The following is a 14248-nucleotide window of genomic DNA, read 5'->3' on the forward strand; positions in this document are numbered from 1 at the left end:
TCTGATATTGCGCTCAGCACACCGAAAGCTTGGTGAGCTGAGCTTAATATAGGTTTTAGTAACGGCGCACCCTTACTACTTGCATTATTTCAATTTCAAAGCCGCCAATGACCTCTTTCGATGGGTAATAAATCAAATTGACTTTATGATCTAACAAGCTCTTGAAACGTTGAGGTCGCTTGTATTTAAATGGCACATCACAATCTTTAATCATTAACGTTTGTACCACCCAGTCTCCAACTTGACGTTGAATATGGGACACGACTGTCACACCTTCACTTTGTATTAACTCACCGTGTCGCTCTAACAATATTTTAGGAACCGGTTTCATGAATTTACCTTCTTAACAGTATCCAGGATATCTTGATATCGATAAGCACTAAAACGTCCAAAGCCCTCTAATTGTTTAACTTTCAAACGACTAAACATTGGCATTATCATACCAGCAAGGAATTTAGCTTGCGTAGCAATGGTTGGAGTGGGTAACGATTTTGCTTGAGCCACTGAGATTAACGGTTCAAGCAATGTTGTCACTGTGGCCGAGTCTGGTAACGGAGCCACAGCTTGTTTGGATAAGATGGCAATTTGCCCACGACAAACGCTGCAGTGACCGCAATTTTGTGGCACTGAGTGGTCATCAAAATATTGAGCTAAATTCGCACTTAAACAACGATCAAGTTCAAAAAATTCGACTAGCTTACCAATCCGCACAATCTCTTTGTGTTCATTGTCACTAAAATATTGACCCAGTTGCTGAGTCAAATGGTGCAATTGTTGCGGTGTCGCTAATGCCTGCTCTTGTACATCATACACTTGAGTGATTTTTTTTGTCTCAAGAATAATCAAATTTTGCTCTGCTAAATAATCTAGTGCAGCCACAACACGCTGCCGTTCACAGCCATGTTGTTGATATAAAGTATCAAAATCTAACTGTCCCCAAATCTTTTTAAACTGTGTATGAGCAAACACTTGGCGAAGAAACTGCTGACGTTGTTGGTTAAATCGTCTGAGAATGGCTTCCTGCTCTTCAACAAAGCGGTATTTAAATTCTGCAAAATAAGCATAACTTGGACGGATCACGCCCAATAGCTCTAATTGGACAAATAAAGTTTTTAGCGGCAATGAGCGAATATTGCATGCGCTTGATAAAGGGTATTCTTGTACTTCCCAGCGACCATTGTCAGTTTCTGAGGCAATAGTCTCTAATAACTGGCCAATGCTTTGTAGTTCAGGAGTGTCACCGTAAACGAAATTTTCAACAGTATTTAAGCCGTCTAAGTTAGCGAGTGTCACACAATGGGATAATTGACCATCACGCCCTGCTCGGCCAATTTCCTGACTGTAGTTTTCAATCGATTTAGGCAAATCAAAATGGATAACGAAACGAATATCGGATTTATCAATGCCCATGCCAAAGGCAATGGTTGCCACAATTACTTGGATTTGATTATCCATAAATTGCTGTTGAATTTGTTGACGTCGTATTTGATCCATTCCCGCATGATAAGCCGCGGCATTGATACCCTCAGCGATTAGGTGCGCGGCTACATCTTCAGCAGTTTGCTGCAAGGTGACATAAACAATACCGCTACCGGAATAGTCTTTTACGGTACGTGTAAGCTGAGTAAGTTTTTGTTGCTGACTCACTGCAACAACTGCCAAATCTAAATTGGCTCGGTAAAACCCGGTTTGTACTATGTGTTGCGCGGACAAACCAAAACGCTTAGCCATATCTAATTTAACTTGTTCAGTGGCTGTCGCGGTTAATAATAAACTTTGCGGTATGGAAAACTCTTGGCAGTACTGAGGGATTTTCAGATAATCGGGGCGAAAATTATGTCCCCATTCCGAAATACAATGCGCCTCATCAACCACCAGCAAAGAAATGGGAACCGACTTGAGAAATTGCCTAAAGCGTTCATTTTTAAAACGCTCAACCGATACCATCAAAATCCGCGTACGTTGCTCACGAATATCGCGCATCACTTGCTGAGTTTGATCATAAGTTAAACTTGAATCAATACTCGCTGCAGCTATGCCTTTACTCGCTAAAAAGGCCAATTGATCTTTCATTAACGCTAATAACGGTGAAATAACCAAAGTCAGCTTAGGTAACTGTTGAGCGCAAAATTGATAACACAAGGATTTACCCGAACCGGTAGGAAATATGGCTAGCGCAGAATGGCCCGCTAAAATGGTTTCGATAACCGCCTGTTGGCCTTCTCTAAACTGAGTAAAACCAAATTGCTGTTGTAATTGTTGGTGCAATATCTGAGTTTCGGAAGATGTTGGGCTGGCTTCAGCGGCGGCTGAATCTATAAAGGGAGTCATAATAAATCCTATTATTAACCCCAAATAACATAGGATTAAACTGTTAACGATATGAGATCGAGCATCAGTCGCATGGAGGAAAAGCTAAAGCACGCTATGCTCAATCTAACGTTTACGGGCGATATACTGATTGATCAATTGAGTCAGTTTATCTTCAAAGCGTTCTTCTATGACATCAAGGTCTTGTTCAAAAGAGCTGATAAACTTAATTGCTTTATCACGAGATAAGACTTTTCCTGCAAGGCTGTATTGTATTTCAATCAAACTTTTATCTAAGCGAGGCGCAAGACACCAATGACATATATCGGCATTAAAATTCACTAATGCACGTTCTGCAACTTGGCAAAAAGCGTCAATATGATCGATGCCATCAGGGCCTAAACAACCCGGTTCAAGACGACACAACACAACCAATTTCTTAGCATTTAGCGCTTTAGCACTGTTGATCAACTCTTCCATAACGTATAAAACAGTCCTTAATGAAAACCTGACATTAGCGTAAAGCCTTAGCTTCGCTCATTTGTTAGCAATATATCTCAAGTAATAAACGTCTGTTAGCATCTCGTAATTAGTCACAATATGCAACCGTTTGGCGTCGATTAAGCCGCCTAAATACTGAGTTTTATGTGCTCATGACTGACTTTTAATGCGAGTTTAAACGCATCAATATACACAGCAATTGGGGTTAAGGTTTCTTTTGCGCGGCGATTACGCCCCAGCAATGAAGATTCTACGAATAAATCAAACCAGGTCGATAGTGCCAAACCATTTTGAGGCTCTTGAGCAGCGCTTAATGCTAGCGCCGCAACTTCAGCTGTGCCTAACTGAAAATCATGACTGCCTTTACGTAGTGCATAAGTCGCTAAGGTTTCTGGCGCAAATGATAATACCGGCATTTGATGTAAATATGGGCTTTTGCGATACATTTTGATTGCTTCGCGCCAACTGCCATCAAGCATTACCAACAAAGGAATTTTAGCTTGCCCCTGCTCCGAAGTTAGCAAGGTTGGGGTTATTTGCTCAACAATAATTTGCTCACTCTGCACATATTGTTGTGGAAACACTAAAAAGGGTTGGTATTGAGGATTATCGAGTAACGCTAACATTGCGCTGTCGGTATCTGTTCGAGTCCATAAAAATGCATGGGTATCTGGAATTAAATCAGCAATTAACCTGCCGCTATTAGTGGGCTTTAAGACTTCGTCGTTATACATCACCAACATAAAGCTAACGTTCGTGGTTAAATATTGCCGATGTTCACAGGTACAAAATAATTCACCTAAGAGACAAAGATTACACCTAATCAGCTTCTTACCGCGGGCACCAAACGGCTTAGTCGATAATGACTTTCGGTATTCATGTAAGCGATGGACTGCATGAATAGGCGGTTTAATTGATTTTATTGATAACTCTGACATTAAAGAACTCTGAGGTGAAAAAAATTCATCACCAAATTTGGTGATGAACGGATATGACACTGATGAGGTAATTATAAGATACGCCGCAATAAAAAGTCTGCTTTTAAACGGCGAATTCGATTCATAATTTTTTTCACTGGTTTTGGGTACTTCTGCAAGGTATCAATTTGGCTATAATGAAATAATCGTTCAGTGTGGAGTAAAATATAGTGCTGCTCTTTGATGAACGACTCTTTCCAACTCCCCGACTCATCATGCAACAATAAACCATTTTCTAAATCTAACGCCCAAGCTCGCGGGTTTAAGTTAGAGCCGGTGATCAGATGCTTGCGATTATCGGCACTAATGCCTTTCAAATGAAAGCTGTTAATCCCATCTTTCCATAAATGAATATTAAGTTGTCCATTCTCGATCGCCCACTGCTGATTTTTGGCAAATTTACGCAGTGATTGTTCATACATGTAAGGCAATGCACCAATGGTTGAAAAATCCTGATCCGGTGGAATATAAAAGTCATTGGCGGTTTTATCACCCACAACGATGTCTATTTTCTTCCCTTCACGCAGGTGTCTAGCTAATGCGCGAGTCAAAATCGTTGGTGGATTGAAATAAGGGGTACAAATAAACAGCTCTTTTGTAGAGGAATCGACCAGGTTTATCACAGTGTCGTTTAATTGGTTGTTCTTTCTGCCAAGGCCAACTAACGGTGTAATACGGTTACCGACTGTGGTTGACTTGTACTGATAGCGCACCTGAGATAAACGATGTTTAAAACTTTTGATGTCGTTCTTTTCAGGGTTTTCTTCAATATCGCCAGATTGACTTAATATGCTTACAGCAGGATCACTGACGATATCTTGTTTGATCATGTCACGCATGCTGCGAGCAAGCTCTGGACAGTCAATAACATGATATCTATCGAAACGGTATTTTTCTTGTTGCTGTAAATAAATATTGTTAATGCTCGCGCCACTGTAAATCACGGCGTCGTCAATAATAAAACCTTTAAGATGCAACACGCCCATAAATTCTCGCGACTTTACTGGCACGCCCACTATATCAAATGGGTGTGACGCTTCAGCCATTAATTTACGGTATAAAATATAGTTGCCACTGTCGCCCTTTTGACCAATTAAGCCGCGGCGTGCACGGTGGTAATCAACTAATACCTTAATATCTATTTGTGGATTTTGGGCTTTGACGTCTAATAACGCCTGCAATACTTCACGACCTGCTTCATCATCTTCAACATATAATGCCGCGATGTAAATTGAAGATGTTGCCGCTGCGATTTTAGTTAGCAAGGCTTGCTTAAAATCTTTCGGGTTAAGCAACCAAGACACAGCATCTGCATTTAGGGCAATACCACCTAGCTTATCCAGCAAGGCATCCTCCTTAAAATGGGTGACCATTACGCTTATCAGTAATGGGATCAAATTCAAAAACATCACAGCGATATATTGTAATTGTGAGTACGCTGTTCAATTGTTTAACAATCATAAGGTTGCATGTTTAAGCACACGCTATGTTTGCCTCGACATAAAGGCCGTTTTTATAACCAACCTCAACTGATGATGTTTCTTACAACGCGATTGCGATAATATTGACAAAATAACATCTCAGTAAAAACAATACTGTTTAACGATAAATTATCGCCAGTCTATCAAACTCAAATCTGCTTTTGCTAAGACACAATATGCAATCAAATACTGCTGTTGCAGCACTGTAGCATTGATATTTGGCAGATAGTTGAGATTGGCGTCCTCTTAAGCTGATAGAAATTACCGATTAACAAGGTGATGAGCAAGATTTTTCTTACTTAGCAGCCGTTTTAGTGTGTTTTTTTGCCGATAATTAATACTTTAATGCCATATTGCTTGCGAACTAGCCAGCCTATGGTCAGCTGTAGAAACATGATAATCACACTAAAGGGATAAGCATGTCATCAAAAAGGACGAAACATTATCAAATTCGTATCAGCCAAGGTTAGCATCAGCTACCATAACCTATCGTTAGTGATACCTAGATGTAGACTTATATGACTTCAATACTATTCCATCTCCCACGGCCACAATCATCTCATAGGCAACAACCTTTATGGCTGAGGCGTGCTTTATCTCTATTAGGGTCTTTGATGATCATCTGCCTGAATACCGTCAGCGCGGTCGAGCCGCTTACTCAACCAGCGGTGGTGCAACCACAGATACCTTCTTCACCCCTAGAGAATATTAATCAACAACCCACAGCCCTGTATCTTGATAATATGTTGCAACTATTAAAGCCGATACATTCACAACTGGGCATTACCGTGTGGGATATGACCAGTCAAAAAACAGTATTTCAATATAATAATCAATCATTAATGCAACCTGCTAGTGTTCAAAAACTGTTAACCGCATTGGCAGCAACCAAGCAACTCGGTAAACAATTTAGCTATCAAACCCAACTCATAACCTTAGCCGAACAACCGCTGGATAAAACTCAGATTAGCAATGGGGTTTATTCTGGTGACATTTATATCGAATTCAGTGGCGATCCAACCTTAACATTCCAAGATTTACATCAACTTCTTGGATCCTTAAGCACGTTGGGGATCACAAAACTTACCGGGAATATTATGTTGGCGAGCGAACAAGACAGCCAATTACAGGCTCCTGGCTGGGTATGGGACGATTTAGGGATTTGCTACGCTGCGCCAATCTCACCTTTTATCATTAATAAAAATTGCGTCTATGGTCGATTATCCACCAATGGTTACAATAAAGTGGCGAAAATCACCATGATGGGAAACCGCCCAATTGACATCACTAATGACGCATATTTTGTTTCACCTACCATAGACAACCCAGTGGTAAAGCCCGCCGTTACATTACCAGTGGCCAATACTCTGCCTGCATACCTCACTGAGTCAGTACCCCAGTGTCAGTTAACCTTAAGTCGTTTCGATAATAATCGCTATCACCTAAGCGGTTGTCATGTCGGAGCTAAGTCATTACCTTTAGCAATAGCCATTAGCGATCCGCAAATTTACGCTCAGCACATCATAGCTAAACAACTCGAATCTTTAGGAATTCGCTATAACCACCCCATTACGACAATTAAGATGAACAAGCAGCCCAAGTTTATGGCTCAACGACAAGTTATTGCCAGCCATCAATCTGATGCTTTACCGCAATTGCTAGAAACCATGTTACTCGAATCGGATAATTTAATTGCCGACAGTTTATTAAAAAAACTCGGTGAGGTGTATTATCAAACCCCAAGCGACTTTGCTCGCAGTGGCCAGGCATTGAAAACCATTCTGTACTCGATAGGTATCGACTTATCGACGGCAAACATTGCCGATGGTTCAGGTTTATCACGCTATAACTTGCTCACACCAGAACACGTATTAAGTGTACTCACCGTCATATATCAACAACCAGAATACCGATTCTTGCTCGATTTACTTCCAGAGTCAGGTGTCAGTGGCACCTTACGCTACAAACGTTATTTTAATAAATCACCACTCAAACATCATGTATTTGCAAAAACCGGCAGTATGCTAGGAATTGCAAACTTGGCCGGTAGAGTGAATGTGAGTAATGGTCATAACTATTTATTTGTGTTGTTTGAAAATGGCTTAAGTCCTCAAATTAAAAAACAGCAAAAAGCCCCCTTTTCTGCGGTATTTTTACAAACCATGATGGATGTACCTAGATAATAAAGTTATAAAGCCGCAACGTGTATGGTTGCGGCAATCATGCTATTAACGCGCTCCTCACGGTTGACGATGATCAAAAGTGTCGCAATAAACATCTATAAGCTATTCAAAAAGGTTAAATTATTAATTTATCGCCACAAATATCCTTTCAGCACTAGCGGATATTTTAACTTGCTATAACATTGTTAGCAGTAATCTTAAGATACCAATGTTTTATCGTGTGGAGATATTATGGATAAGCAAGTCAGTTCCCGTGGCACAAAAGAAAAAGCTCTTCGTTTAAACCTAGACGAGAAAAAGTACGGCACTATAGTTGAAATTGGTGCAGGACAAGAAGTCGCACGTAACTTTTTTGTCGCTGGTGCTGCTGCGGGTACGATAGCGAAAACCATGTCGGCCTATGATATGAAATTTTCTGACGCTATTTACGGTGTTCAAGAAGATGGTCGTTATGTCAGTAAAGCACGCGTATTGGCAATGATGGAGCAAGAATTTGATCTCGTTGTTGACCGTGTAGGAGCTATTCGCTCTAAGTCTTCGCGTTATTTTACCTACGCAGCAACTGTCTCAGCCAAGAGCTTTAATCGTAAAAATGAATGTCATGCATGGTGTGGTGTGCGAATTCAAATGTACCCGGGGGCAGAGCCGTCTAATATTGTTGTTCATGTGCGTATGTTTGACGATACCGCTGAAGCACAACAACAAGCATTAGGGATTTTAGGGGTCAACCTCATTTACGCCAGTTATTACTATTTTGAAGATCCTAAAATGATTATCGATTCATTAACCGATAACATGAAAGCTAATCGAATTGAGATTGATTGTATCGACTTTCAAGGGCCCTACTTTGAAGATGTCGACAATCAAGCCAAGAATATTCATCTTATTCGCAGTTGGAAAACGCGCGCCATTATGTTTAAAGCGGATGGCAGTGTCGCAGTTCCTGCTGACATGCTTTACAAAAAGAACGTATTAACCATTCGAGGTTCATTTAAGCCAGTAACAAAACTTAATGTCGATATGATCGAACAAGGCTATAAAGCCTTTTCCTTACTCGATGGTGTAACAGATAAAAGTACCGTATTGATTGCTGAAATATCCTTAAATGACTTGAGCGGTAAAGATGCCAACATGTCTGAAAAAGACATTATGGAACGGGTCAAGTTACTTAATTTACTCGGCTACAATGTCATGGTGTCCGACTATACCCGATATTTCTCGTTACGAGCCTATTTCCGCCAATACACCCAATTACAAATCGGCATTGTGGTCGGTATGGTTAATATTAAACAAATTTTTGATGAAGAATATTATCGCGGTATGGAAGGCGGAATACTCGAAGCATTCGGTAAATTATTCCCCGATAACACGCGCTTATTCGTTTACCCTGAACGAGATGAAAAAGGTGATCTGAATAACTTAACGACCATTAGTGTCCCCAATAATCTGCGCTATTTATTCCGTCATGTTCTCGATAATGGCTTTATCACCAGTATTGAGTCGAGCAACCCTGATTTATTTAATATTTTCTCGCGAGAAATTTTACAACAAATTTGCCGCGGTCAAGGCGATTGGATTAACGCCGTTCCGGAAGCCGTAAGCAAAGCAATCATGGAACAAAAATTATTTGGTTATCGTGGATAAAATCCTACCAAAAGTCACCCTTAAGTATTTGATTTAAAGATTATTGATCACTGCTAAGCAACAACCTTTTGGCACAACTGCTATAGTGTATTATCGCTTCAATGGCTAACCTGTATTGGGTTAGCCATTTTTATGTGTATCACCTAGACAATGCGCTAGCCGTTAATAAAACTCATCTATTTTTACTTCCTCAATGCAATAAGAACTGGTTCTACATCCAGATAGTTGCCTCAACAATGCTTATCGTTAAGGCTAATGATGTATTTAAACCTAACCCGCTAAATGGCATTGGCATAAAACATGTCAGTCACAGCGGCTTTAAAAGGTTAATGGTGTTGAATCTTGGCTCTCATTAGGGCCTGTTGATAAACAGTGTAAACATTATGACTTGGCAAAACCGACGGTATATTTCCATCATGATGTTATTTACTGGCGCATTTATGGTATTGATAACTAGACTGAGTTTATTACGTTAGCGCAAACTTGAATCAACGGCTTACTTTTATGTATCAATAAAAGCGATTAACTGAACCGGAAAAAGTCGCTTTAATTAGTAACCACAGTCAGTTAGCCTGAGCTTGTCATCCAATGATATATCAAAATTAAGCTACTCTAGTGATAAAGGGAAATCTCATGGACAAAGTACAACATAGTCAAGGTAAGTGCCCTGTTATGCATGGCAGCAATACTTCAAACGATAGCCATAACATGGATTGGTGGCCTAAAGCGATCAATCTCGATATTCTCCATCAGCATGACAAAAAGACGGATCCAATGGATCCGACGTTTAATTACAGCGAAGCATTCAAAAGCCTCGATCTCGCTGCTGTAAAACACGATTTAACCACTTTAATGACAGACAGTAAGGATTGGTGGCCAGCAGATTGGGGCCATTATGGTGGATTAATGATCCGCATGGCTTGGCATTCTGCAGGCACATATCGAATTGCTGATGGTCGCGGTGGCGCAGGGACTGGCAATCAACGCTTTGCACCAATCAATAGCTGGCCTGATAACGTTAACCTCGATAAAGCGCGCAGACTACTTTGGCCGATCAAAAAGAAATATGGCAATAAACTCTCTTGGGCTGATTTGATCATTTTATCCGGTAACGTAGCTTATGAGTCTATGGGGCTAAAAACATTTGGTTTTGCTGGCGGCCGCGCCGATATATGGCATCCAGAAACAGATATTTATTGGGGATCTGAAAAAAAATGGCTTGCCCCAAGCGGTTCAGAGCACAGCCGCTATTCTGGTGAAAGAGATCTTGAAAATCCATTAGCAGCCGTAATGATGGGATTAATTTACGTCAACCCTGAAGGTGTTGATGGTAATCCTGATCCATTAAAAACCGCCCATGATATTCGCACTACTTTTGAACGTATGGCAATGAATGACGAAGAAACCGTCGCATTAACCGCTGGTGGACATACTGTTGGTAAATGTCACGGTAATGGCAATGTCGACAATTTACAAGCCGAACCTGAAGGTGCTGAATTAGAAGACCAAGGCTTTGGTTGGTTAAATAAAACCAGTCGAGGCATAGGCCGAGATACCGTTTCCAGTGGAATCGAAGGTGCCTGGACAACCCATCCTACTCAATGGGATAACGGCTACTTTGAATTACTGCTTAACTACGAGTGGGAACTGAAAAAGAGTCCGGCTGGTGCATGGCAATGGCAACCTATCGACATCAAGGAAGAACATAAACCGGTTGATGTTGAAGACCCATCTATTCGCTTAAGTCCAATTATGACCGATGCTGATATGGCGATGAAAATGGATCCTGAATATCGCAAAATTTCAGACCGTTTTTATCAAGACCCTGCCTATTTCTCAGAGGTGTTTGCCCGCGCGTGGTTTAAACTGACTCACCGTGATTTAGGTCCTAAAAGTCGTTACCTTGGAACTGATGTGCCTGCGGAAGATCTTATTTGGCAAGACCCTATTCCACAAGTCGATTACAGCTTAAGTGAACAAGAAATCACTGAGCTTAAAGCTAAAATTTTATCCAGTGAATTAAGCATTGCTGAACTCGTGGCGACAGCTTGGGACAGTGCCCGAACTTTCCGAGGTTCAGATTATCGCGGTGGAGCCAATGGGGCGCGTATTCGTTTAGCGCCGCAAAAAGACTGGCAAGGCAATGAACCCACAAGATTAAATAAAGTGTTAGATACCCTAACTGATATTCAAGCTGGGCTAACAAAACCTGTGAGTATGGCCGACTTAATCGTCCTAGGCGGAACCGCTGCGGTTGAAAAAGCAGCTCACGCAGCAGGGGTTAAGATTACTGTGCCATTTGCTCCTGGTCGTGGTGACGCCACTGCAGAGCAAACCGATATTGAGTCGTTTGAAGTGTTAGAGCCATTACACGATGCTTATCGTAATTGGCAAAAGAAGGACTACATTGTTCAGCCAGAAGAAATGATGCTCGACCGTACTCAATTAATGGGCCTAACCGCTCATGAAATGACGGTCTTGGTCGGCGGTATGCGAGTGCTAGGTACTAACTATGACAATACTAAACACGGCGTATTTACCGATAATGTAGGCGTATTATCGAATGACTTTTTTGTAAATTTAACCGATATGTCATACACATGGAAACCTGCCGGCGATAACCTGTATTACATCATCGATCGCAAAACAGGCAAGATGAAGTGGTCTGCGACGCGTGTTGATTTAGTCTTCGGCTCAAACTCTATTTTACGCTCTTATGCAGAAGTCTATGCTCAAGATGATGCAAAAGAAAAGTTTGTTAAAGACTTTGTTAAAGCATGGACTAAAGTCATGAATGCTGATCGGTTTGACTTAGCGTAGTGACTATCGTCAGTAATAATGTTTAGTTTGTAAAATAACAACAGGGCAGAATGTATTATTCTGCCCTGTTGTTATTTTGGGTTAAATCGCTCAATACAGGTTAAGTAACCTCAAGATCAATTCATTCGCTTTACTTCAAAATCCATTTTCACTTTCACTGGTACTCGCTTAATATTCGATGCCGCTGGCACATACTGCTGTTTTGGCATCTTATTGACCAATGCTTGCGTCATCCAGCCCTCTGGCTGCGAGCTAATAAGCTCTTTACTGACTTCGTTACCGTTTGAGTCAATCGTAATATAATATTCGCCCTTACCTGCACCTCTTGGTAACCAATCAGGACGTTTGTTTAACATTACAGGTTTAATCTGCTCCAATAACCAATATTGATTGAGTTGAGAATTTTCAATAGTGATTACCTTTGTATTAAACACGGCTTGAGGTACTTGAACAGTTTCAAGTTGAGTTTGGCAAGCCGTTAACATCATCGCCGGTAAAAAAAGTAGTGGCATATATTTATTCATTAATATCTTCCTTGAAATGACTTAACATTAATTATTAACAACCAACAGTTAAGCCATACTGACAAAAAATCTCATCAATAGAAGCAAAAAAAGCACTGAAAATCAGTGCTTTTTATATTGATTAAACAACTAACAGTAAACTTAGCCTTTTAAGGCTTGGTCAATCATAGTCTGTGCTTGAGTAATAATGTCATCCAAATGCTGCTGACTAATAAAGCTTTCGGCGTAGATTTTAAACAAGGCTTCAGTACCTGATGGACGCGCAGCAAACCAGCCATTTTCGGTAGTGACTTTAATGCCACCAATGGCAGCATTATTGCCAGGTGCGTGGCTTAAAATAGCCGTAATGGGTTCACCCGCTAATTGAGTGTCAGTGAAACTATCACGATTTAATTGCTCAAACTTGGCCTTTTTCTTGAGGCTAATAGGGCTATCAATACGAGTATAAAAACTCTCGCCAAACTTAGTCGTTAACTCTTGATAACGCTGAGCGGGTGTTTTACCGGTTACGGCTAAAATCTCCGCCGCAAGCAAGGCTAAAATAAAACCATCTTTATCGGTACACCAAGTACTGCCATCACGCTTTAAAAAAGCGGCACCGGCACTTTCTTCACCGCCAAAGGCTATGGTGCTTTGGGCTAAGCCATCAACAAACCATTTAAAACCAACTGGTACTTCTAAACAATGACGGCCTAAGGCATTACAAACCCTGTCGATCATCGCGCTTGATACTAAGGTTTTACCAACAGCTAACGACTCTGACCATTGCGGACGATGGGTCATTAAATAATCTATCGCAACAGCTAAGTAATGATTCGGGTTCATCAAACCAAATCCCGGGCACACAATACCGTGGCGGTCATAATCTGGGTCATTACCAACACATAAATCATAATCTTCGCTGAAGGCTAATAAGCCTGCCATCGCATAAGGAGAGGAGCAATCCATGCGGATTTTGCCGTCTTTATCTAATGGCATAAAGCCAAAAGTAGGATCAACTTTGTCATTAACTAAGGTGATATCAAGACCATATTGTGTCGCAATGTGTTGCCAATAATAAATACCTGACCCACCTAAAGGATCAACACCTATTCGAATATTGGCTTTTTTAATCGCCTCCATATCAATCACTTCAGCAAGAGATTCAACATAAGGTGCAATAAAATCAACTTCATCAATCCAGCCGGATTTAACCGCGACACCGTAATTGACTTTTTTAACGCCTGACAGCTGATTGGCTAGATATTCATTGGCTTTTGTTTCGATGATTTTAGTAATTTCACCTTCAGCAGGTCCGCCATGAGGTGGATTGTACTTAATGCCACCATCTTGTGGAGGATTGTGCGAAGGCGTAATGATTAAACCATCGATTAAGGCAGCAGGTGCAGACGAATTGGCACGAACAATAGCTTGAGACACGACAGGTGTCGGGGTAAAACCGTCATCTTGTTGGATTAATACTTTGACTTGGTTAGCCGTTAACACTTCAATGACGGACATAAACGCCGCATAAGACAGTGCATGAGTGTCAAAACCAACAATCATTGGACCGGTAATATTGGCAGAAATACGATAATCAACCACAGCTTGGGTTATAGCCCATATGTGGTTTTGATTAAAACTAGCGGTATAGGCACAACCACGATGGCCTGAAGTGCCAAACGTCACTTTTTGCTGCACGTCTTCCACGTTTGGAATAATGCGATAATAATGACTCATTAATTTAGGAATATTCACTAAATCCGTTTGTAAAGCTTGCTGCCCTGCGCGTGTGTGAATGGCCACGAATGGTCTCCTGTTAGTAAATG

The 14248-nt window shown here is 41.0% G+C and carries 10 protein-coding genes; 3 read left to right on the plus strand and 7 right to left on the minus strand.

Translation table 11 applies throughout. The features are described 5' to 3' along the window. Positions 1–55: 55 nt before the first annotated feature. The 5 genes from H5114_RS19090 to pssA form a co-directional block, all read right to left on the minus strand. Positions 56–331, minus strand: a complete 276-nt coding sequence (locus tag H5114_RS19090) for a hypothetical protein (RefSeq protein WP_124014948.1) — start codon at positions 329–331, stop codon at positions 56–58. Continuing rightward, complete coding sequence (locus tag H5114_RS19095; RefSeq protein ID WP_182723780.1) at positions 328–2331, minus strand: ATP-dependent DNA helicase RecQ; 2004 nt, start codon at positions 2329–2331, stop codon at positions 328–330. The genes H5114_RS19090 and H5114_RS19095 overlap by 4 nt, the downstream gene beginning before the upstream one ends. Positions 2332–2436: 105 nt before the next feature. Then, positions 2437–2790 carry a hypothetical protein gene (locus H5114_RS19100; RefSeq protein ID WP_124014950.1) on the minus strand — a complete coding sequence of 118 codons (354 nt, stop codon included), beginning with the start codon at positions 2788–2790 and terminating at the stop codon, positions 2437–2439. 149 nt (positions 2791–2939) lie between these two features. Next, the gene (locus H5114_RS19105; RefSeq protein ID WP_182723781.1) at positions 2940–3749 is read right to left on the minus strand and encodes a tRNA-uridine aminocarboxypropyltransferase; all 810 of its coding nucleotides are present in this window, start codon (positions 3747–3749) and stop codon (positions 2940–2942) included. A 71-nt stretch (positions 3750–3820) separates the two neighbouring features. Beyond that, a complete protein-coding gene (gene pssA, locus H5114_RS19110; protein ID WP_124014952.1) occupies positions 3821–5161 on the minus strand; it encodes a CDP-diacylglycerol--serine O-phosphatidyltransferase in 1341 nt (446 codons plus the stop codon). Positions 5162–5883: 722 nt separating this feature from the next. Between pssA and dacB the strand changes: the two genes are divergently transcribed. The 3 genes from dacB (at position 5884) to katG (ending at position 11916) form a co-directional block, all read left to right on the plus strand. After that, positions 5884–7452 carry a D-alanyl-D-alanine carboxypeptidase/D-alanyl-D-alanine-endopeptidase gene (gene dacB / locus H5114_RS19115; RefSeq protein WP_182723782.1) on the plus strand — a complete coding sequence of 523 codons (1569 nt, stop codon included), beginning with the start codon at positions 5884–5886 and terminating at the stop codon, positions 7450–7452. Positions 7453–7683: 231 nt separating this feature from the next. Further along, positions 7684–9096: a TonB-dependent receptor gene (locus H5114_RS19120; RefSeq protein ID WP_124014954.1), complete on the plus strand. Its 1413-nt coding sequence runs from the start codon at positions 7684–7686 to the stop codon at positions 9094–9096. 633 nt (positions 9097–9729) lie between these two features. Further along, positions 9730–11916 carry a catalase/peroxidase HPI gene (gene katG / locus H5114_RS19125; RefSeq protein WP_182723783.1) on the plus strand — a complete coding sequence of 729 codons (2187 nt, stop codon included), beginning with the start codon at positions 9730–9732 and terminating at the stop codon, positions 11914–11916. Between the two features lie 116 nt (positions 11917–12032). Here the strand turns inward: katG and H5114_RS19130 are convergent, their stop codons facing one another. Both H5114_RS19130 and pgm read right to left on the minus strand, forming a co-directional pair. Continuing rightward, positions 12033–12440 carry a hypothetical protein gene (locus H5114_RS19130; protein ID WP_182723784.1) on the minus strand — a complete coding sequence of 136 codons (408 nt, stop codon included), beginning with the start codon at positions 12438–12440 and terminating at the stop codon, positions 12033–12035. A 141-nt stretch (positions 12441–12581) separates the two neighbouring features. After that, positions 12582–14225, minus strand: a complete 1644-nt coding sequence (gene pgm / locus H5114_RS19135) for a phosphoglucomutase (alpha-D-glucose-1,6-bisphosphate-dependent) (protein WP_182723785.1) — start codon at positions 14223–14225, stop codon at positions 12582–12584. Positions 14226–14248 lie beyond the last annotated feature (23 nt).

The organism is Shewanella sp. SR43-8, assembly GCF_014163775.1.
GTDB classification, from domain to species: Bacteria; Pseudomonadota; Gammaproteobacteria; order Enterobacterales; family Shewanellaceae; genus Shewanella; species Shewanella vesiculosa.